Below are 21684 nucleotides of genomic sequence, written 5' to 3'. Positions count from 1 at the left end.
ACTCGCTCGCGCACGATTCGATCGACGAATCAATCAGTGACCTGCCTTCCGGAGACACCGAATGGCCACGCAGACCAAACAGACGCCGCCGGCCGCCAACAAGCCGAACATTCTGTTCATCATGTCGGATGACATCGGCTGGTTCAACGTCAGCGCGTACAATCTCGGCATCATGGGTTATCGCACGCCCAACATCGACCGCATCGCGCGGGAAGGCGCGCTCTTCACGGACTTTTATGGTCAGCAGAGCTGCACCGCCGGGAGAGCCGCATTCATCACCGGCCAGTCGCCGATTCGCACCGGGCTCACCAAGGTGGGTCTGCCGGGCGCGACGCTCGGACTGAGCGCCGAAGACCCGACGATCGCGCAATTCCTGAAGAATCTCGGCTACGCCACGGGACAGTTCGGCAAGAACCACCTCGGTGACCGGAACGAGCATCTGCCGACGGTGCACGGATTCGACGAGTTCTTCGGCAACCTGTATCACTTGAACGCCGAGCAAGAGCCTGAGAACCCGGACTACCCGAAGGACCCGGCGTTCCGCAAAAAGTACGGACCGCGCGGCGTGCTCCGTTGCAAGGCAACCGACACGGACGACACGACCATCGACGCCCAGTTCGGCAAAGTCGGCAAGCAGACGATCGAGAACACCGGCCCGCTCGACACGAAGCGGATGGAGACGGTCGACGAGGAGTTCCTCGCGAGCGCTCTCGACTTCATGGAGCGAAAGACGAAACAAGGCGCGCCCTGGTTCTGCTACTTCAACACGACGCGCATGCACATCTTCACGCACCTCAAGCCGTCATCCAAGGGGAAGACGGGCCTGGGAGTCTACCCGGACGGCATGGTGGAGCTCGACGGCTACGTCGGTCAGCTACTCCAGAAGCTCGAGGAGCTTGGCGTCGCCGACAACACCGTCGTCGTGTTCACGACGGACAATGGAGCGGAGAAGATGTCGTGGCCGGATGGCGGCTGTTCGCCGTTCCGCGCCGAGAAGGACACCAACTTCGAGGGCGGCTGGCGCGTCCCATTCGTGATGCGGTGGCCAGGTGTGCTCAAACCGGGCCGAGTCATAAACGACATCTGTTCCCTGCAGGACATGATCCCCACGTTCGCGGCGGCGGCTGGGGAGCCCGATCTCGTCGAAAAGGTCAAGAAGGGATATGCCATCGACGGACGAACCTTCAAGGTGCATCTCGACGGCTACAACCTCTTGCCGTTCTTGAGGGGCGAGGTCGAGAACTGCCCTCGCGAAGGGTTCCTTTATTGGAGCGACGACGGAGAGCTGCTGGCGATCCGCGTCCACCAATGGAAAGCGTCGTTCGACGAGCAACGCGCACAGGGACTGGACGTCTGGCGCGAGCCGTTTTCGACAATGCGCATACCAAAGTTCTACAACATGCGCTCAGATCCATTCGAAGCGGGCGAGGACAGCTCCCTGTTCTACGACAAGTGGATGGTGGATCGCGCGTTCTTGCTGATTCCCGCTCAGGCCATCGCCGCGCAGTGGATGGAGTCGTTCAAGGAGTTTCCCATCCGCGCGAAGCCCGCCGCGTTCAATCTCGACGAGGTCGTCGCCAAGCTCATGCCCAAGGCCGGCTAGCTGTCCACGGAGCGTCCGATGATCAGCCTCGTAACGGCCGACAACTTCAACCGCGCGGAAACAGACTTGTATTTCGCGAGCGCCGTGGAACAGGCCGGCGGCCTCGGGAAATTCCACCACCGTCGCGACGTGATGCCGGTGGACAATCAAACGGTCGTGCGCCCGAACCGGGACACGCTGTACTCGTCGGCTGTCTTCGATCTCGACGCGGGTCCGGTGACGATCACGTTGCCGGACCCTGGCTCCCGGTTCATGTCGATGATGGTGATCGACGAAGACCAGTACGCCGCCGGCGTCGTCTACGGCAAGGGGCGCTACACCTATACGAAAGACCGGCTTGGCACGCGCTACGTCATGATCGCGGTCCGCACGCTCGTGAACCCGAACGATGCGGAGGACCTGAAAGCGGCCCGCGCGCTCCAGGACGCGATTCTCGTCGGCCAGAGCGATCGCGGGTCGCTCGAGCTCCCCGACTGGGATCTCACCACGGAAAGAACAGTCCGGGAGGCGTTGCTGGCCCTGGGAACGACCGTCGCCGACTCGCGCCGCATGTTTGGCACGCGAGCCGAGGTCGATCCGGTGCGCCATCTGATCGGCAGCGCGATGGCCTGGGGCGGCAATCCGGAGCGCGACGCGACGTATCTCAACGTGATACCGGAGAAAAACGACGGTGTCACGCCGTACCGACTCACCGTGCGCGACGTGCCGGTGGACGGATTCTGGTCGATCAGCGTTTACAACGCACAAGGCTACTTCGAGCCGAACCCGTTCGACGCGTATACGATCAACAATCTCACCGCGAAGAGGAACGAGGATCAATCGGTGACGGTGCACTTCGGCACATGCGACGGCGCGCTGCCGAACTGTCTCCCCATCATGCCCGGGTGGAACTACACCGTGCGGTTGTATCGCCCGTGCCCGGCGATTCTCCACGGCACGTGGACGTTCCCCGAGGCGCAGCCGGCGGGCTGAGTCGCTTGGGCCAAAGTCCGATGGACCTTCGGTCCATGCGTGGGCAGTATGCGCGGGCCAACCGAGAGGAGACTGCATGACCGAGCCGTTCAAAGGCGTCATCAAGCTCGACGTTCGCGATTCCAAGCCGGACTGGAAACCGTACGAGCTGAAGAAGGCGCCGAGCGGCGCGCCGAACGTTCTGATCGTTCTCTACGACGACACCGGGCTCGCTGCGTGGTCACCGTTCGGCGGACGCATCAACATGCCGACGCTGCAGAAGCTCGCCGACAACGGTTTGATGTACTCGCAGTGGCACACGACCGCCCTCTGCTCGCCGACTCGTTCGACCTTCCTCACCGGTCGCAACCACAACGTGAACCGGTGCGCCTCGATCACCGAAGCGACCGACGGATTTCCCGGCGCCGCCGGACGCCTGCCGGCCGAATGCGCGACGATCGGGCAAGTGCTTCAGGACAACGGCTACAGCACGTTCTGGCTCGGCAAGAATCACAACGTGCCGGTCGAGGACATCTCGAGCGGAGGCAGTCGCTCCGAATGGCCGCTGCAAAAAGGCTTCGACCGCTTCTACGGTTTCCTCGGCGGCGAGACCAACAACTGGTATCCCGAGCTCGTCGACGACAACCACTTCACCGAGCAACCGGACACGCCGGAGCACGGCTACCACCTGTCGAAGGATCTCGCGGACCAGGCCATCCGGATGCTTCGCGACCAGCAGTCGGCGAACCCGTCGAAACCGTGGTTCATGTGGTTCTGTCCCGGCGCGAACCATGCGCCGCACCACTCTCCCAAAGAGTACGCCGACAAGTACAAGGGAAAGTTCGACGACGGGTACGAGGCCTATCGCGACGATGTCCTCCAGCAAATGATCGCGAAAGGCATCCTGCCCAAGGACACCGCGCTCACGCCGCTCAATCCGTTGCCGAAGGACGTCGCCGACACCGCGCCGGCCGACATGGTGCGCCCGTGGGACACGCTCAGCGCGGACGAAAAGACACTCTTCGCGCGCATGGCCGAGGTCTACGCCGGGTTCTCCGAGTACACCGACGCTCAGGTCGGCCGCATCATCGAGTATCTCGAAAAGACCAAGCAGCTCGAGAACACGGTCGTCTTCTATTGCGCCGACAACGGCGCGTCGGGCGAGGGAACGCCGAACGGCTCGGTGAACGAGAACAAATTCTTCAACGGCTACCCGGACGACATCGCCGAGAACATGAAGTACCTCGACCAGCTCGGCGGCCCGGAGACGTACAACCACTATCCGACGGGTTGGGCAGTCGCGTTCAGCACGCCGTTCCAGATGTTCAAGCGTTACTCGCAATTCTCCGGCGGCACCTGCGACCCGCTCGTCATTCACTGGCCCAAGGGAATCAAGGCCAAGGGGGAGGTGCGGCATCAGTATCACCACTCGACCGACATCGTCCCCACGATTCTCGACGTCGTCGGTCTCGAGATGCCGAAGGTGTATCGCGGCGTCGACCAGTACCCGCTGAACGGCGTGTCGATGCGCTACACATTCGACGGCGCCGACGCCCCGACGACGAAGAAAGTGCAGTACTACGCGATGCTCGGCACTCGAGGAATCTGGAAAGACGGTTGGAAGGCGGCGGCGCTCCACGCGCCCATCAGCGGCGTCGGGCACTTCGACAAGGACAAGTGGGAGCTGTTCCACGTCGACGCCGACCGCGCCGAGGCCAAGGATCTCGCCAAAGAGAACCCGGCAAAGCTCGATGAGCTGATCAAGGCGTGGTTCGACGAAGCCGACAAGAACTGCGTGCTGCCGCTGGACGATCGAACGGCCGTCGAGCTGCTCACGATCCGGCACCCGCTCCCTGAGCCGCCGCGTTCGCGGTACATCTATCTGCCCGGCACATCGCCCGTGCCCGAGGGCGTCGCGGTCAACATTCGCGGCCGATCGTACAAGATCATCGCCGACGTCAAGCTCACGTCGGACTCGCACGGCGTGATCTTCGCGCACGGATCGCGCTTCGGCGGCCACACGCTGTTCATCAAGGATCGCCGGCTCTACTACGTCTACAACTTTCTCGGCATTCACCCCGAACAGAAATTCGTGTCGCCGCCGCTGGATCCCGGTAACCACGCGGTGGGCATGGCGTTCGTGAGAGAGAAGTCCGGCAAATACGGTGAGTCCCTCGGCAAGACGCAGCTGTACGTCGACGACAAAGTCGTCGCCGAAGGACCGATGCGGACGCAAAGCGGCCATTTCACTCTGTCCGGCGACGGATTGTGCGTCGGCTACGACAGCGAAGACCGTGTAAGCCATGAATACGAGGCACCAGGCACGTTCACGGACGGCACGATCCTCGGCGTCGCGTTCGACGTCGGCGACGACGTCTACCTGGACCTGGAGAAAGAAGCGGTCGGCGCGTTCGCGCGAGACTAGCGGCGGGAGGGGAGGAGCTGTCGATGGCGACGCAGGTGAAAGGGACTCCGGCCAAGCCGACGAAGGGACACGGCTGGTTCGGTACGGAAACGGTCAGGACGCGGTTCGGAGCATTCGAGTTCCAGAACAGCTTCCCGGCCGGGCCCGCGGCGAGCCAGCTGCGCAACTCGCTCGTGTTCATTCGCGCGGTGGAAGCGTACCTCGTCCACATGCCGCCGGTCTCATGGCTGCACGTCTGGCGGAGTGTGATCGAGGCCGGCGCGGGGAAGCCGAACCAGGTCGTGATTTGGGAAACGCTCATGGACGCGGCGTCGCTGCTCCTGACCGGAAACACCGAGACGATCTACGGACTGGCGTCGCTCGACCTCAAGCGCGACGGCCCGGTGGTCATCGAGGTTCCACCGTCGATGCTCGGCGTCATCAGCGATCTGTGGCAGAACTCGCTCGCGGACATCGGCACGACCGGAGTCGACAAGGGGAAGGGAGGCAAGTTCCTCGTGCTGCCGCCCGACTACAGGGATGACGTCCGCGAGGGCTACATCGTCGTCAAATCGCCGACATACTGCGCGAGTCTGGGCGTGCGCGGCTTTCAGGTTGACGGCAAGACCCTGCCGGCGGTCGATCTCATCAAGACGACGAAGATCTATCCGCTGAGCAAGGCGGACGCTCCGACCCCGACCGCGTTCGTCGATGCGTCGCAGCAACCGATCGACACCGTCTTCACCGACGACGCGCGTTTCTTCGACGATCTCGCCTGGATCGTCGAGCGTGAGCCCGCCGATCGGTTTTCGGACCAGGATCGCTTCCAGCTCGCCGCGGTCGGCATCGAGCACGGCAAGCCATTCCAGCCCGACCCCGAGCGGCGCAAGCTGCTCGACGAAGCGGCGCAGTTCGCCGAAGCGATCGCACGCACGAACAGCTTCGCGTCACAGGACGACGCCCGTCTCGTGTATCCGGACCGTCGCTGGGAGTGGGCGTTCGTCGGCGGCAGCGCGAAGTTCGACAGCCAGGGGTTCACCAACACCGACCGGCGCGCGAGCTTCGCCTACATCGCGATCGGAATGTCGCCGGCGATGGTCGAGAAGCACGTCGGCTCCGGGTCGCAGTATCTGTTCACGCCGCGCGACGCGACCGGCGCGTTCTTCGACGGCGGAAAGAACTATCGCCTTCATCTTCCCGCCGATGTTCCGGTCAAGAACTTCTGGTCGGTGGTTGCCTACGACGCCGACAGCCGGTCGCTGCTGCGCAACGACCAGCCGTTTCCCTCGGTGAGCACATACACGGGCCCCAAGCTGAACGACGACGATTCGATCGACGTCTTCTTCGGGCCGGCGGCGCCGCCCGGAAAAGAGAAGAACTGGATCCAGACGCGTCCGGGCAAAGGGTGGTTCGTGCTGTTCCGTTTCTATGGTCCGCTCGAGCCGTTCTTCGATCAGACGTGGAAGCCGGACGACGTCGTGCCGATGTGAGCGGCTAGCGAACGGCCTTGGGCGCCGCCGGCGGTGGGGCTTTGACGAGTGATTTGATCCGGTAGGCGGCCGTGAACTGTAGCCGTCGAGCACGATGACACCTTCGACCAATGGACCGGTTCGAACGCGTCGGGCGAAGATGTGTATGTCGCACGGCCGCTTCGCCGCCGTGCGACACCGTTCGCGAGGAGGAGCAATCTGGTTACTCCGCCAATGGCGTCACTCGCTGTGCCGACCGGGGCTGCGGCATGACCTCGTCGTCGTCATCGCCGTCGCCTGGGCGCCGCTTCTGCTCATCACCCTCTTCGAAGGGCGTGCGATCGATGCGGTTCGTGAGCCGTTCCTCGAGGATCTCAATGCGCAGGTTCGACTGCTGGTCGCTCTTCCGCTGCTGATCGCGGCGGAGCCGCTGATTCACTGCCGTTCCCGCTACATCGTTGGGCCCTTCCTCGAGCGCCGGCTCATCGCCTCCGAAGACGAGCCGCGATTCCGCGCGTTGGTCGAGCAGTCGGAGGCGATGCGCACGTCCGGGCTCATGGCCATCGCGCTCGCGGTTGCGACCACGGTGCTGTCCGGATGGATCTGGCACCAGAATTGGTCGCTGCGTTCCGGCGTCTGGTATGTCTCGGCGCATCCGAACGGCACGGTTTCTCTGACGCTCGGCGGTTGGTGGTACGTGTTCGTGAGCCTCAACGTGTTCCGTTTCGTTTTGCTTCGCTGGTACTACCGGCTCCTCGTCTGGTACCAGTTCCTCTGGCACGTCTCGCGGCTCAAGCTGAACCTCAACCCTCTGCACCCGGATCGGACCGGCGGCTTGGGTTTCCTCGCGCTGAGCGTGGCGGCGCTCGGACTTGGCTTTCTCGCCCAGACGACGGCGCTGGCGGCCAGAATTGGCGGGCGCATCCTGCACGACGGCGCGAGTCTCGACAGCTTCGTGGCGCAGATGTGGATCGCGCCAATCTTTCTGACACTGCTCTCCATCCTGCCGTTGTCCTTCTTTTCGCTCAGGCTCGTTCAGGCGCGACTCAAGGGAGCCGTCGACTACGGCAGTCTTGCAACGCGCTATGTGGACAGCTTTCGGCGCAAATGGCTGGACGACTCCACCGCACAAGAGACGGGCCTGCTCGGCTCGTCCGACATTCAATCATTGGCGGACCTCGGGAACTCCTACCAGGTCGCGACTAGCGTTCGGCTCTTGCCGGTGAGCCTTCCCGCGCTGCTGGTCCACACGCTCATGCTGGCGGCGCCCTTCATTCCTCTCGCGTTGACCAAGATCCCGCTCGACGAGCTGATTCGGCAGGTCGTCGAAAAGGTGATCTAGGCAGGACTCGAGGGCGTCGTGCCGGGCGGGGTCGCCGCGAAGGTGGCCACGAGCATGAACCCCGCTCCGCGCCGCGACTCGATCGCGATCTGGTCCGTGACCTTGGCGAGCTTTTGCCGCAGGCGGTGCATGGCGACGTCGACGACGCTCGTCTCCGGGTCGAACGAATAGCCCCAAACCGCTTGCAGGAGATCGTCGCGCGATAACAGCCGGCGCGGCTGCTCGACGAACAGGCTGAGGAGCGCGAACTCCTTCGCCGTGAGGCTTGTGCTGCCGAGCGATCCGGAGGCCGTGTGCGATTCCGCGTGGAGCTCGAGATCGCCGACGCCGGTGCGGCGTGCGGATCGAGCCGCGCGGCGGGCGAGCGCACGCACGCGCGCCGACAACGTCGTCGCCGAGACCGGCTTGATCACGTATTCGTCGGCGCCCGCGTCGAGCGCGCCCTCGACGTCGGCGTCGGCGCCGCGTCCCGAGCTGACCATGATCGGCGTCTCGAAGCCCTGTGAGCGGAGCTCCTCGATGAACCAGACGCCGTCGTGCGCGGGCAGGCTCATATCCAGCACGATGATGTCGTACGTCGTGCGGTTCGCCAGCGCCAGCGCGGATTCGGCTGAATCTGTCTCATCCACGGTGAAGCCGTCGGCGGTCAAGGCACGGGCAAAGGCCCGGCGCACCGCATCTTCGTCTTCGACCAGGAGAACGTGAAGGAGGGAGGGGCGGTCGTTCACGCCCCGAAAGCTGAACGAGTGACCGGGCTGGCGCCAGTGCATCGAAAGATTAGAGCGCTCTAATTTTCGGCGCATCGCAGCGTCCCGGGCCGATTTCGGTGATCGGCGGCACATTGGGCGCGACTAGTTTGAGCCCCACATTCGCATGACCAACGCGCTCGTTCTCGACGAGGAATCGGCAGAGTGGATTCGCGCCTTGCGGCCCGAATCCGCAGGTCGCGACGACGCGGTCGCCCGATTGCATGCACTGCTGCTCCGAGCGACGAGGAGCGAAGCGCTCCGCCGGCGTCCCACGCTGCCGGCGCGCGCGCTCGATGACTTCGACAACATCTGCGTCGAAGCGGCGAGCGACGCGCTCATGGCGATCCTCGCCAAGCTGGACTCGTATCGAGGCACCGCGAGGTTCACGACGTGGGCATGCAAGTTCGCGATCCTGGAGACCTCGTCTCGCCTGCGTCGCGTTGCCTGGCGAAACCGAAGAGTGGAGAACGACGATTCGATCTGGGACCGGCTCCCCGACTCGGCGCCACCCGCGCTCCAGCGCATCGAGCAGCGACAGTTGCTGGCGGCATTGCGCCGGGCAATCGACGAGCAACTCACCGAGCGACAGCGGTTCATCTTTCAGAGCGTGACCATGGACGAAGTCCCCACCGACGTGCTCGCGGAACGCCTCGGCACCACGCGCGGCGCGATCTACAAGACGCTCCACGACGCGCGCGCAAAGCTGCGGCGTGCGCTCGAGGCGTCGGGCCATCACGATGGAGGGCCAGTCAAATGACCGACATCGACCTCGATCGCTTGCTCGGCAGCGACCGCGATGACCCCGGCTGCGACGAAGCCGGCGAGTTGATGGACGCCTACTGCGACCTTGTGAGCCGCGGCGAACCCGTCTCGGATCAATTCGAGGAATTCCTGACGCACATGCGCAACTGCGACGCGTGTCGTGAGGACATGGAAGGGCTGCTCGCCCTGGTGCGGGAGAGGGCCTCCGAAGAGCCGAGGTAAGATCTCGCTCATTCGCGACGCTAACGGAGACACACACTCTCCAGGAGCGTCCGTTGTCGAACGAGATCAATCCCGTCGAGTACGGCAGCATCGCCGTCGACGATCTGAATGTCGCGTACCGCGAAGCCGGTGATCGCGCGAATCCCAAGTTGGTCCTGCTGCATGGATTTCCGTCGTCGTCGCACCAGCACCGCGATCTGATTCGCGCGCTGAGCCACCGCTTCCATCTCATCGCGCCGGATTATCCGGGCTTCGGTCTGAGCGACACCCCCGATCCGGCCATCTTTTCTTACACGTTCGACCGGATCGCGCAGGTAATCGGCCGATTCCTCGCGTTGAAGGGTTTTCACCGGTTCGGATTGTTCGTCCAGGATTATGGCGGTCCAGTTGGGTTCCGTCTCGTGGACGCCAACCCCGACGCGCTCGAGTGGCTGATCGTTCAGAACTCGAACGGATACGAAGTCGGGTTCAGCGCGGCGTGGGCCGGTCTTCACGCGCTGTGGACAGATCGCTCCGAGGCGACGGAAGCCCCGCTCCGCGCCTTACTGGCGCGCGAGGCGGTCAAGCAGATCTACCTGCACGGGGCGAAGCGTCCGGACCGGGTCAGCCCCGACGCGTGGGAGTCGGACATCGCCATGCTGCAACGGCCTCACGCCGAGCGACTGCACCTCGACCTCTTCCACGACTATCGCACGAACGTGGCGCTGTATCCCAAGTGGCAGGCGTATCTCCGCGAGCGGCAACCGGAAACGCTCATTTTCTGGGGACAGGGAGACATCTTCTTCACTCCCGCCGGCGGCGATGCCTATCTCGCCGATCTTCCGTCCGCCGAGCTGCATCGCCTCGATGCAGGTCATTTCGCGGTCGAGGAGCACCTTGGCTACGTCGCCAAGCACATCGAGCTCTTCTATTCGGCCCGAGTAGCGTCAGCGAAACGCAGCCGTGCCGCCTAGCCCGCCTCCAAAGCTGGCCGAACAGCAGGTCGCGTCCGCCAACTCGGCGAACGCGACCTTGCCGTTCCCGCGCGCCTCTTGCGCGACACAATTAGATGCTTATCTATAGATCGTACGATTCCGGAGCCTGAGCAGACAGTGGAGTCCCAGCAGTTCCAGCGGATCGCCAAGGCCTTGGCCGATCCCAGGCGGTTTGAAATCCTCCAGCACATCGCGCAGCAAGCCGAGGTCGGCTGCCAGCGGCTGTGCGGGTGCTTTCCCGTCAGGCAGGCAACTATCTCCCATCACCTCAAGGAGTTAGCGAGCGCGGGCCTGGTGGAGTCCCGAAAGGATGGGCAGTTTGTGTACTACCGGACTCGGCCGGACGTGTTCGAGGCATACATGGCCGAGCTGCGCAGGCGGATGGGTGCGGAACTCGCTCCAGCTTCCGCGCGTTCTAAGCCGGCGAAAGGGCGAGTGGCTGCACAAGTGCGAGACTGACCGCGGGGGGCAACACATCCCGGATTTTGCGGATAAAAAGTGGCTCACGCGGGTGAACTAGCGACGCGTAAGGTTGTACTACTGTATGACTTTAGGTTCGGCGCCCTCTGGCGCCGGAGGTGATTCTGAGATGTACCCGACCACGAACGACCGCGACCTCCTGGACCTCTATATAGAAGAGCTGCGGGGTGAGCCGGTGCTCAAGGCAAACGAGCAGAAAGAGCTCGCTCGCCAGATGCGCCGCGCCACCTCGGACGCCGAGCGCGATGCCGCCCGTTCCGAGCTTATTCGCGCCAACCTTCGTTTCGCGTTCTCGGTCGCCAAACAGTACCAGAACCGCGGTGTCCCCCTCGCCGACCTGGTGAGCGAGGCCAACGCCGGTCTTGTTCGCGCCGCCGACAAGTACGATCCGGACGTCGGCGTCAACTTCATCAGCTACGCGGTGTGGTGGATCCGGCAGGCGCTTCACTCCGCCGTGCAGCGGCAGAGCCGAACGGTGCAGGTGCCCCTCAACCGCGCGGCGGACCTGTCGCGTGTGTCGCGCGCTCAGGAACTGCTCCGCCAGCGCCTGTCGCGCGAGCCGTACGAGGAGGAGATCGCCAGCGTCGCCGACCTGTCGCTCGACGTCACGCGCGGACTCGTCGCACTGCTCCAGCCGACGCGATCGCTCGACGAGCCGGCCATTTCCGGTGAGCCGGGTCGTACGCTCGGCGAGACGCTCGTGCTCGACCGCGGTGAAGACGAAGACGTGCTTCCGGGCGGCATCGAGAGCGACTCGCGGCGTGAGGCGATCGGCCGCGCGCTCGACGTGCTGCCGCCGCGCGACCGCCGGGTGTTGATCCTGTACTTCGGTCTCGAGGGCAACCGTCCGATGACGTTGCAGGAGATCGCACGCGAGCTCGGTGTCACCCGTGAGCGGGTTCGCCAGCTCCGCGATCGGGCGCTCAAGCGGCTTCGCGAGAGCGACACGGCGGGAGTCCTGCGCGACGGGATGGCTGCGTAAAGAGCCGGTCACAGATCTCAGGTCACCGAACAGCGAGCGCCACGTGGGAGTCATCCTCCCTCGTGGCGCTCGTCGTTTCGCCGGTGCCGGCTCTGAGCGAGCCTACCGCGGCTGGATCTCGAGATTCTAGAATTACCCTCCGTGCTGATTCGCGCCCAGAGTGCGATCGTGTCGTAGCTCGCTCCAAGCTTCAAATCATTCACGACGAGACATGGCTGCACTGCGTCGATCGATCCCCGAAATAGGTGGTTGCCGAATCGCCCGATGGTCAAAGCAATTTTGACCTTGCGCGTGTGCGGTCTTTGTTGCGCGCCAAGTCGGGTGTTCCCAAGTTATAAAGTTGCTCCTGACGCCTTCCCGTCGTGCCGTCCTCCCGTCCACCGGCCCACCCGATGACCGACCTCGTTCTGCGCCCCCGCTCGGCGACGGAATTGATCGACGCGGCGTTTCAGGTGTACCGCCGCGCGCCGGTGCCGTTCATGGTCGCCATGGCGCTCGTCTACGTACCCTGGCTCGCGCTTCGGCTCATCTTCTCGCTGAACGTTCCCGAGACGCCGGATCAGTTTACACCCGGCATCATGCGCGTACTGCTCATCACGGCGGCCGCCGGGATCATCATCTACGGGCTCGCCGGCGGGGCCGTTTCGATTCTGGCGAAGGCCGTGTACCTCGACGAGCCGATAGACGTTGCCCAAGCGTTGCGCCACACGCTGGGGCGCATGCTCCCGCTCATCGTCTCGACCATCGTCGCGTTCGCGCTGATCGGCGTCGGGTTCATGTTCCTGATCGTTCCCGGGATCTTCCTCGCCACGTACTTCTTCGCGGTGAGACAGGCCGTTGTGCTCGAGGACAAAGGCGCGTTTGACGCACTCGGACGATCGGGCAGGTTGTCGAGAGGCAACAAGTGGCACATTCTCGGCACGCTGATCCTCGTGGTGGTCCTCTCGACGATCGTGAACCTCGGCGCCGTGATGCTGATCAACCTGCAGCCCAGCAAAGTGATCACCAGCGTTCTCGCCACGGCGGTCACGATCGTGGTCTATCCGATTCTCGGAATCACAGAGACGGTGCTCTACTTCGACACGCGAATCCGCAACGAAGGCTTCGACGTCGAATATCTCGCCGGGGCAGTGACCGATACGTCGCCCACCGCGGGACCGGTCGCGTAACCGAAGTCAGATGATCCTCCTTCCGCCTCAGGCGGTCGCCGGTCCGTGGACGGCGAAACAGATCCACGATACGGTGGCTGCCATCGTGCGGCAGCGCGCGTACAGCGTCCCGGTCCGCCAGTCCATTCTTGGCCGCATTCTGCTGGCGGTGTTTCGCTGGATCCGCGACCTGCTCGAGCAAATCAAGGCATGGCCCGACGCGCGGTATCTGCTCATCGCCGCGGTGGTGGTCGTCGTCCTCGCGGTCGCCGGCCGAATCGTGATCGCCCAACAAATCGAGGCTCGCCGGCGCGTCGGCGTGGGATTGCGCGCGATCGGGGGTGAACGGCGCGACTATTGGGCGATGGCCGCCGAGATGGACGCGGCGGGCGACTTCGTGGGCGCGTGTCACGCGGTGTACATCGGTGTGCTCGACGCGTTGACGCGGATGGGCGCCGTGCGGTATCACGCGTCCAAGACGAGCGGCGACTACGCGCGCGACTTGAGACAGCGGCAGTCGCCCGTGGCCGGAGATTTCTGGTCGTTCGCGCGACAGTTCGACCGCAGCGTGTTCGGATGGACGGCGCCGACGCACGAGGACTACGTGCGATTGGCTCGCGCCGCCGAAGGCATCGTGCCCCGTCGCGCCGCCGCGTGAGCGCTCCCTCGGCGGCGCGCTCCAACATCGGCCGGTTCAACGCGGCGAGCATCGCCATCGCGCTCGGGGTGCTCACGCTCTTCATCGCGTTGCTCACGCCCGAGGCGCCCGGACGGTCGGCGGGTGGGCTGAGCAGCTTCTCGACCGCGCCCGGCGGCGCGGGAATCGTCTACGAGTTGTCCGGGCGCTTCGGCTGGCGGACGCAGCGACGCATCACGACGCTCGACTCACTTCGCCGACGCGGCGACACGAGCCGCACCGTGCAGGTCGTGCTTGCTCCGAGCGAACCGCTTGGGGCTCACGAGATTCACAATTTGCTCGAGAACGTGCGCAAAGGCGGCGGGCTGCTTTTCTCGCTCGACGGCGACGATGCGCTGGCCGATTCGCTCGGCGTGACCGCAGGATTTCGCGCCCAGCTCATGACGGCGGCCGTCGATTCCAGCTGCGAGCGCCGCGCAGTTTCGACGGCCGACTTCTTTGTCGTCCCCCCCGAGGTGCGCGAGATCATGTGGACTCGTCATGCCCCCGGTCCGGTGGAACTGCTGCTTCACGCCGGCACCGGGTTCGGTCGGCCGGTGTCCGGCGTCGGGTTGAAGATGGGGAAGGGACACGTCGCGATCGTCGGAGGGTCGGACGTGTTCAGCAACGAGGCGGTTCGTGTCTGCCGCTTGGGGGCGGATATCGCGGCCATGCGGCTCATCGAGTACACGCGTCCGCCGACGGGAACGCCGCCCGTCCTCGTCTTCGACGAATTCCACCACGGATTCGGCGTCCATGGCGGAAGTCTCAAAGCGGCGGTCGGGTATCTACGGCGCGCGGCATCCGGGCATCTGCTCGCGCAGGCGCTCGTCGCCGGGCTGCTTCTGTTGTTCGCGATGGCGCCGCGGCCGTTGGTCCCCAGGAGCGCCACGCAAATCATGCGTCGTTCGCCGCTCGAGCACGCGGCGGCCTTGGGGCGCGCGTACGAGGACGTCGGCGCGACACGCACCGCGACGTCGACGCTCGTCAGCGGGCTGCGGCGACGAATGCGCGGCATCGTCGCCGTGCCGGCGTCCGCCGACGACGCCGCGTTTCTCGCCGCGGTCGCGCGAAGGATTCCGTCGTTGGCGCCACGCGTGGAGATGGTGAACCGGGCGCGCACGAGCGATACCGGCAAGCGCGACTTCGCTTCGGTTGGGAAGGCGTTGTCGGACATCGAAGACCAGTTGCAATCGACACCTTCAACTCGATCATGACACTCACCGTTCAGGAAGGGGCGGAGCTGGCGAAACGCGTGTGCGACGCCGTCTCGACGCGCATCGTAGGACAGGACGCCGCGATCGAGGACGTGCTGGCGACGTTCCTCGCTCGCGGCCACGCGCTGATCGAAGGCGTGCCGGGGACAGCGAAGACCCTACTCGTACGCGCGATCGCCAACGCGCTCGCCGTGCGGTTCACTCGCATCCAGTTCACTCCGGATCTCATGCCGGCCGACGTCACCGGCGTGTCGCTCTATCGCGACCCGGTGCGCGGCTTCGAGTTTCAGCCCGGCCCCGTATTCACCGATCTGCTGCTCGCCGACGAGATCAACCGCGCGCCGGCGAAAACGCAGGCGGCGCTGCTCGAGGCGATGGCCGAGCGCCAGGTGACGGCCGACGGCACGAGCCGCCCCTTGGATCAGCTCTTCACCGTGCTGGCGACGCAGAATCCCGTGGAGCACGAGGGCACGTTCCCGCTTCCCGAGGCGCAGCTCGACCGCTTCCTCATGAAGGTCGTCGTCGGGTATCCGTCGGCCGAGGCCGAAGCGAAGATGCTCGAGATCCACGAATCGGGATTCGATCCGGAGAAGGGCGGGGCGATGGCGATCGTCGAGCCGGTGCTCTCCGCCGAGCAGGCGCGCCAGTGTAGGCAACTGGTCGACCAGGTTCGCGTGGCTCCCGAAGTGCGCGAGTACATCGCGTCGATCACCCGAGCCACGCGCGACGACCCGAGTTTCGTGCTCGGCGCGTCGCCGCGGGCGAGCGTGGCGCTGATGCGGGCGTCGCGCGCCGGCGCGGTGATGGACGGCCGCGATTTCGCCACGCCGGACGACGTGAAGGCCCGCGCGTTGTCCGTGCTCCGGCATCGTGTGATCCTCGCACCGGAGCTCGGCGTCGAAGGAAGGACGACCGACGAAGTCCTTTCCACGCTGCTGACTCGCGTCGTCGCGCCGACCTGATGGCAGCCGGTTGGTGGGCGCGCCTGCAGGCGAAACGTCCGTGGTGGCGGATCTATCCGACGCGGCGGCTCGCCGGCGTCGTGCTCGCCGCCGCGGTCGCGTGGATCGTTCCGGTCGTCGGCGCGAAGCTCGCGCTCGCGCTGATCGCGGCGATCGCCGTCGCAGCGCTTGCCGACTACCTGCTCCTGCCGCGCCGCTACGCTATCGTCGTCGAGCGCGGTGCTCCGGACATGCTGGGACTCGGCGACGCCGCCGACATCACCTACACGCTGCGCTCGTCGTGGGCGTGGTCCGCGCGTGCGACGCTGTACGACCGCATTCCCGAAGGAATCTCCGGGGAGCTTGGCGCCGGCGAGCACGACGTGCCGCCGCTCGACGAACGTTCGCTCGCGCTGAGCGTCGTTGGCGAGACGCGCGGCCGGTACGCGCTTGGACCGATCGCGATGCGCATCGTCACTCCGCTCGGTTTGCTGGCGCGCATCGTCGTCACGCCGCCGAAGACGGACGAGTCGATCACGGTCGTCCCGTCGCTCACGAACGTGCGCCGGTTTCGACTCCTCGCGCTCCAGAATCGCCTGAGCGAGGCGGGGGTTCGCGCGCTCAAATTGCGCGGTGAAGGCACCGCGTTCGCCGGCCTGCGCGACTACGTCCCGGGCGACGATCCGCGCCTGCTCGATTGGAAAGCGACCGCGCGGCATGGCCGCCTGATCAGCCGCGAACAGACGATCGAGCGATCGCAGACAGTGCTCTCGCTCATCGACTGCGGACGCGCGATGACTCAGCTCGCCGGACACTATTCGCGCTTCGAGCACGTGCTCTCCGCCGCGCTCGTGTTGAGCGATGTGGCGGCGACGAGCGGCGATCGCGTCGGGCTCGTCGCCTTCGACGATCAGATTCGCGCGTCGGTCCCGCCGCAGCGCGGCGACCGCGCCCTGCGCGCGCTGCACCGCTCCTTGAGCGGACTCGAAGCAACGCTCACCGAGCCGGACTACCTATCGGCCTTCCGCGTCCTCGCGACTTCACAGCGGCGGCGCGCATTGGTGGTCTTCTTCACCGACGTCGTGAGCGTGCGCTCGGCGAAGAACTTCATCGCGTACGCTGGCCGCTCGGCCCAGCGCCACCTGCTCGTCGTCGTCGCGATTCAAAACGAAGCATTGATGGTCGCGGCCAAGCCGAGCACCGAAGGCGCGACCGCGCTCTATCGCAGTGCTGCAGCCGAGGAGCTGGTGCGCGAACGCGACGAAGCGCTCGCCCGCATGCGCGGCGCCGGCCTCGTCGTGCTCGACGTCTCCCCGGCGCGCATGGCTGCCACCGTAGTCAATCGATATCTGGAGATCAAGGCGCGAGGGCAGCTGTGAGTGCGTTAAAGAGCGCGGAGTGGCTTAAACGAGATCGCTGCGCGGGACGGTCACTCTAGTCGTCAGGGTCAGGCGGCAGCGCCAGGCACAGCGCGAGATCTGAAGGGCGTGAGTCTAGTGGAAGGCGAGGGGTGGGACTGTCTGGAGCGGAGCCGAGGAAGTATTGCCGGGCAGTGTCGGCAATACTTCACTGGTCCGCGGAAGACAGTTCCACCCCAAGTCTCGCCGCGGAAGCGGTCGGTGTTCAACGACTCGCGAGCGACAACAGCGGCTTTTCGTCGGGCACCAACGCAGGGGTTGTCTCGACCGCCGCGAGCGGGCGCCGCCGTGAAGCTCCGCCGGTGAGGTACGCGATCATCAGCACCAGTGTAGCGGCGGACACCGCGAGCTTGGCCCAGAGCGGCCAGTTTGGAATCGGTGACACCATGCCCTCGAGCGAACCGGCGACGATCAGGAAGAGAGTCGACGCAGAGATGAGCTTCATGGCGCGGCGGCCGTTCTCGACGAGTGCGCGGCGCCGCGTGCGGTCGCCGGGGATGAGCATGGCGGCGGCGATGAGAAAGCCGCCGCCGGCGGCGATGCAGATCGCGGAGAGCTCGAGCACGCCGTGCGGCGCGACGAAGGCGACGATCAACGTGAGAATCCCCTTCGACTGATAGAGCCCCATCACGCCGCCGAGCGAGACGCCGTTCAGGACCAGCATCAGCAAGCTACCGATGCCCGCGGTGATGCCGAACGCGAAGACGGCGAACGTCACCTGCACGTTGTTGGCGATGATTTTGCTCGCCATCAGCGGGCGAAAGACTTCGGGGTCGGGGATGTAGCCCGCCTGGTGCTTCGCGCGCTCGACGCCTTCCTCGGCGCGGTCGAGCATCGACGTCGGGATGAACGTCGGCGCGATGTCGGGATTGCGCATGACGGCCGTCCACGCGATCGCCGCGGGACCGAAGAGGAACGCCGCGCCGAGCGCGATCGGGACCACGGAGCGCCGCACTTCGGTCGGAACGTCGATCGCGATGAAGCGCATGATCTCACCGAACGTGTTGCGCCGATCGCGATACAGCAGATTGTGCGCGCCGGTCACGAGCCGGCCGAGGTAGAAAAGCTCGTCGCTCGCCGACCCGCGCGTCGCCGTTCGCAAACGTGCGAGGTCGGTCGACAACGCGCGATACTCCTCGACGAACTCCTTCACCTGCGCCTCGGTGAACGATTTGAGGCCTCGCCGTTGCGCCGCCGTCAACTGTGCGGCGAACGCGATCCAGCGCGGCGACCGTGTGGTGACGATCGCGTAGCGCTCTCGGCTGGCGCCCGTCGCGCCACGCGCCGCGACCCCGCGCTCGCGTGCGCGGCGTTCGCTCGCCAGCAGTCGCGACAACGTGCCGCTCAGCTCCCGATCGTCCACTTCGCCGACGACGTTTTTCAATCGCGCGCCGACTTGGCGAGTCAGCGCCGCGCGTCGGTCGGGATCCAGGTCACCGCGGCGCGCTGCCCAGCGATCGAGCAGCTGGTACTCGGCGTCGTCGAGCAGCGCGGTGGCGGGTGCGACGGCGAGCTCGGTGTCTCGCGCCGGCTCGACGCGTGCGATGGGCTGGTTCACCATGGCTTCGCGCACGACGATCGTTCCCGCGACGACGTCGCCGAGTCGCTTGCCCGACTTCGAGATCGCGATGCCGGCGATCCCAACGAGGTATGTGAAGAGCGGCTGCAGGTCAACGATGCGCATGAGATTGCGCACCGCCGACGCGGCAAATCCCACGGAGTAGCCGCCGTCGCGAACGGCGCGCAGTCCGAGCAGCCGCTTGCCGACCGTGCGTCCGTCGAACAGGCCCTCGCACAGCAGGTAGTAGCCCCAGAGGATGGCGAACTGCATGAACACAACGACTGCCGAGGCCCACGCCGTCGACGTGCTGCCGCGGGCGAGCTCCTCGGGGCTGACCGGCGACCCCACGAAAACCGCGAGCAGGATGACAGCGAACAGGAGCGCGGCACAGACGAATAAATCGATCAACCCCGCCGCGATGCGCGAACCGACGCCTGCCAGCGTATAGCTGACGACGACGAGCTCCGGGGTCTCGATGTCTACCGTTTCGGCGAGTCGCTCAGCCATGCGCGGAGCATGCACGGCTCGCCGATCGCGGGCAAGCCCGGCATTCCCCCCGCCTCTAAGTTGCGGAAGCGAGGAAAGGAACCATGAGCGAACACACACGAGAAGTCGCGACGCTCGGCGGGGGCTGCTTCTGGTGCCTCGACGCCATCTTCCGCGAGCTGCGCGGCGTCGAGCGCGTCGAGTCGGGTTACGCGGGCGGCGACTATCTCAACCCGACGTACCGCGACGTGTGCTCCGGTCTCACCGGCCACGCCGAAGTCGTGCAGGTGACGTTCGACCCGGAGGAGATTTCGTACCGCGACCTGCTCCGCGTGTTCTTCACCATCCACGACCCGACCACGCTCAACCGGCAGGGCGGGGACGTGGGCACGCAGTATCGGTCGGTCATCCTCTACCATTCGCGCCAGCAAAAAGAGACGGCCGAGTCGACGATCGCCGAGCTCACGCGCGAGCATGTGTGGGCGGATCCGATCGTCACTCAGGTGGTGCCGGCGTCAGCGTTCTACTCGGCCGAGAAATACCATCAGGATTACTACGCGAACAACGCCAACCAACCGTACTGTCAGATCGTGATCGCGCCGAAGGTGGCAAAGGCACGGAAAGCGTACCTCGAGCGGCTCAAGAAACGCGCGTAGCCGCCCGTGGGTCCTGCGGCCGGGTCCGCTCGGTGGCCAAAGGTCCGGGGTCTACCCTGGAACGTTCGGCGAACGGCACCGTATATTGGGGCATCAATCCTGATCTCACGCGTCAGAGGTAGGACGCGTTCCTTCCGTCGCAGGTATTGGTCGCATGCTCCTTCCGCTGGTCGGCCTCGCTGCCGCGCTCGTCGTCCCCGCTGGAGATTCCGCCGTTTCGATCACGCGATCCGGGACGCCGACGGTCAAGGTCACGCCCGTGACCGGCGTGCGCAGCCACATCATCGCCGACAGCATCGTCGTCGAGAAGGGCAAGCGAACTCTTACGCTCTATCAGACGGGAATCGCCGTCCGCACGTACCGCATCGCGCTCGGCGGACAGCCCGTCGGCGACAAAGTGAAGCGCGGCGACGGGCGCACTCCCGAAGGTCTCTACTTCGTCGACTACAAGAACGGTCAGAGCAAATACCATCTCGCGCTGCACATCTCGTATCCGGATGCCATACACGTTCAGCAGGCGAGGAAGATGGGCGTCTCGCCGGGCGGCGACATCATGATCCACGGGCTGCCGCCGGTCTACAAGAGCGTGGGAGCGGCGCAGGCCGATGTCGATTGGACGGAAGGGTGCATCGCGGTGACGGACGCGGAAATCGACGAGATCTTCACCGCCGTGCCGAAGGGAGCGCCGATCCAGATCAAGCCCTGACCGCCGCGATGCGCGCGACCGTCATCTGGTGGAGCGCAGCGTCCGGAGCCGTTCTCGGAGTTTTCGTCGACGCGATCCTCATCGGGATCGCGTTGTTGTTTTCGAGCGTGTTGCCGGTGCGCGAGTATCCGCGGTGGCTGCTGGCGGTAGGCTGGTTCGTTCTCGCCGGCGTGATGCTCGTGATGACGGTGCTCGGCTACTTCGAGGGAAGACTCAAGGCGCTCTGAGGCCGGCTCCAACGCAACGGCATTTCGATTCGAATCCGCCCCGAATCACGCCCAAGGCCACTCGAAACCGAGCCGCACCGTCGTCCACGCGGGATGAGTCTTTCGCGTGACGACATAGTCGGCGAGCGGCGTTCGAGCGCCGATCGAGTCCTGCCGGAACTGCGATCGGTTTTCGGCAAGGCGAAACCATGCGATGTCCCGCTCTGCCTCAACGAAGAGGCGTCTCCCAGCACCGCTCGAGCTGAGGGCGACCGACGCGGTCGCCATCGGAACGGACCGGCTGCTCCAGATGAAGCCGCCACCGAGCGCCGCGCGGATGATGGCTGGATAATTGGCCGGCGTCTCGAAGCCCGCTCGAAGGAGATTCCGTATGAGCGGGACCTGCGGGGTTCCGGGTGCTCGCCGGAACCCGTAGCGAGTCTCCCAGATGCCCGGTGCTACTTCGATCGGAGAGGGGATTATCGTTTCGCAGCCCACCGCCACGAACCCGGAGCTCACCCGTACGTCAGCCGCAAGAAAAAAACTCGACGTAAGACGATCGATGACAGACGCGCCCACACCTACCTCGGGGACATAATCACCGGTCACGTCCCCACACCCTGGGTCCTGGAACGCATTCGGCAGCGAGCCGGCGTCGCCCGATACAACGACCGCGTGGCGGTGAGCACTCGAGGCCGCCCCGGTCTCCTGCGCCGTGCACGGCACGGCGA

General features: G+C 65.2%; 19 protein-coding genes. 17 read left to right on the top strand and 2 right to left on the bottom strand.

Annotation, left to right across the window (positions count from 1 at the left end; translation table 11 throughout):
• Positions 1-61 precede the first annotated feature (61 nt).
• The 5 genes from VGQ44_14915 to VGQ44_14895 all read left to right on the top strand — a co-directional run bounded on the left by VGQ44_14915 (position 62) and on the right by VGQ44_14895 (position 7769).
• Positions 62-1603, top strand: a complete 1542-nt coding sequence (locus VGQ44_14915) for an arylsulfatase (GenBank protein HEV8448118.1) — start codon at positions 62-64, stop codon at positions 1601-1603.
• An 18-nt stretch (positions 1604-1621) separates the two neighbouring features.
• Positions 1622-2575 carry a DUF1254 domain-containing protein gene (locus tag VGQ44_14910; GenBank protein ID HEV8448117.1) on the top strand — a complete coding sequence of 318 codons (954 nt, stop codon included), beginning with the start codon at positions 1622-1624 and terminating at the stop codon, positions 2573-2575.
• Between the two features lie 76 nt (positions 2576-2651).
• Positions 2652-4979 (top strand): arylsulfatase, encoded by a 2328-nt coding sequence (locus VGQ44_14905; protein ID HEV8448116.1) that lies wholly within the window; start codon positions 2652-2654, stop codon positions 4977-4979.
• Between the two features lie 23 nt (positions 4980-5002).
• Positions 5003-6448 carry a DUF1254 domain-containing protein gene (locus tag VGQ44_14900; GenBank protein HEV8448115.1) on the top strand — a complete coding sequence of 482 codons (1446 nt, stop codon included), beginning with the start codon at positions 5003-5005 and terminating at the stop codon, positions 6446-6448.
• A gap of 145 nt (positions 6449-6593) precedes the next feature.
• Complete coding sequence (locus VGQ44_14895; protein HEV8448114.1) at positions 6594-7769, top strand: hypothetical protein; 1176 nt, start codon at positions 6594-6596, stop codon at positions 7767-7769.
• Here VGQ44_14895 and VGQ44_14890 read toward each other — a convergent pair.
• Positions 7766-8497: a response regulator transcription factor gene (locus tag VGQ44_14890; GenBank protein ID HEV8448113.1), complete on the bottom strand. Its 732-nt coding sequence runs from the start codon at positions 8495-8497 to the stop codon at positions 7766-7768. The two genes, VGQ44_14895 and VGQ44_14890, sit on opposite strands and share 4 nt — an antisense overlap.
• Positions 8498-8642: 145 nt before the next feature.
• On the opposite strand from VGQ44_14890, the gene VGQ44_14885 reads away from it, so the two are divergent.
• From VGQ44_14885 to VGQ44_14845, 9 genes are all read left to right on the top strand, one after another.
• Positions 8643-9275 (top strand): sigma-70 family RNA polymerase sigma factor, encoded by a 633-nt coding sequence (locus VGQ44_14885; GenBank protein ID HEV8448112.1) that lies wholly within the window; start codon positions 8643-8645, stop codon positions 9273-9275.
• The gene (locus VGQ44_14880; protein HEV8448111.1) at positions 9272-9502 is read left to right on the top strand and encodes a hypothetical protein; all 231 of its coding nucleotides are present in this window, start codon (positions 9272-9274) and stop codon (positions 9500-9502) included. Before VGQ44_14885 ends, VGQ44_14880 begins: the two co-directional genes overlap by 4 nt.
• A gap of 53 nt (positions 9503-9555) precedes the next feature.
• Positions 9556-10455: an alpha/beta hydrolase gene (locus VGQ44_14875; protein ID HEV8448110.1), complete on the top strand. Its 900-nt coding sequence runs from the start codon at positions 9556-9558 to the stop codon at positions 10453-10455.
• Between the two features lie 610 nt (positions 10456-11065).
• Positions 11066-11938, top strand: a complete 873-nt coding sequence (locus VGQ44_14870; GenBank protein HEV8448109.1) for an RNA polymerase sigma factor RpoD/SigA — start codon at positions 11066-11068, stop codon at positions 11936-11938.
• Between the two features lie 392 nt (positions 11939-12330).
• Positions 12331-13107, top strand: coding sequence for a hypothetical protein (locus VGQ44_14865; protein ID HEV8448108.1), 777 nt, complete (start codon positions 12331-12333; stop codon positions 13105-13107).
• 10 nt (positions 13108-13117) lie between these two features.
• Positions 13118-13744 (top strand): DUF4129 domain-containing protein, encoded by a 627-nt coding sequence (locus tag VGQ44_14860; protein ID HEV8448107.1) that lies wholly within the window; start codon positions 13118-13120, stop codon positions 13742-13744.
• Positions 13741-14979 carry a DUF4350 domain-containing protein gene (locus VGQ44_14855; GenBank protein HEV8448106.1) on the top strand — a complete coding sequence of 413 codons (1239 nt, stop codon included), beginning with the start codon at positions 13741-13743 and terminating at the stop codon, positions 14977-14979. The genes VGQ44_14860 and VGQ44_14855 overlap by 4 nt, the downstream gene beginning before the upstream one ends.
• Entirely contained in the window at positions 14976-15941 is a 966-nt protein-coding gene (locus tag VGQ44_14850) for a MoxR family ATPase (protein ID HEV8448105.1), read from the top strand. Before VGQ44_14855 ends, VGQ44_14850 begins: the two co-directional genes overlap by 4 nt.
• Positions 15941-17299, top strand: coding sequence for a DUF58 domain-containing protein (locus tag VGQ44_14845; GenBank protein ID HEV8448104.1), 1359 nt, complete (start codon positions 15941-15943; stop codon positions 17297-17299). The genes VGQ44_14850 and VGQ44_14845 overlap by 1 nt, the downstream gene beginning before the upstream one ends.
• A 244-nt stretch (positions 17300-17543) precedes the next feature.
• On the opposite strand, the gene VGQ44_14840 is transcribed toward VGQ44_14845, so the two are convergent.
• A complete protein-coding gene (locus VGQ44_14840; GenBank protein HEV8448103.1) occupies positions 17544-19406 on the bottom strand; it encodes a stage II sporulation protein M in 1863 nt (620 codons plus the stop codon).
• 83 nt (positions 19407-19489) lie between these two features.
• On the opposite strand from VGQ44_14840, the gene msrA reads away from it, so the two are divergent.
• The 3 genes from msrA to VGQ44_14825 all read left to right on the top strand — a co-directional run bounded on the left by msrA (position 19490) and on the right by VGQ44_14825 (position 20974).
• Positions 19490-20041 carry a peptide-methionine (S)-S-oxide reductase MsrA gene (msrA, locus tag VGQ44_14835; protein ID HEV8448102.1) on the top strand — a complete coding sequence of 184 codons (552 nt, stop codon included), beginning with the start codon at positions 19490-19492 and terminating at the stop codon, positions 20039-20041.
• 154 nt (positions 20042-20195) lie between these two features.
• Entirely contained in the window at positions 20196-20747 is a 552-nt protein-coding gene (locus VGQ44_14830; protein HEV8448101.1) for a L,D-transpeptidase family protein, read from the top strand.
• 8 nt (positions 20748-20755) lie between these two features.
• Positions 20756-20974 carry a hypothetical protein gene (locus tag VGQ44_14825; protein HEV8448100.1) on the top strand — a complete coding sequence of 73 codons (219 nt, stop codon included), beginning with the start codon at positions 20756-20758 and terminating at the stop codon, positions 20972-20974.
• The last annotated feature ends 710 nt before the right edge of the window (positions 20975-21684 follow it).

Source organism: Gemmatimonadaceae bacterium (genome assembly GCA_036003045.1).
In the GTDB taxonomy this organism is placed as follows: domain Bacteria; phylum Gemmatimonadota; class Gemmatimonadetes; order Gemmatimonadales; family Gemmatimonadaceae; genus JAQBQB01.
Note: the sequence above shows the minus strand (reverse complement) of the source record. Positions and strands in the feature narration are given on the sequence as shown.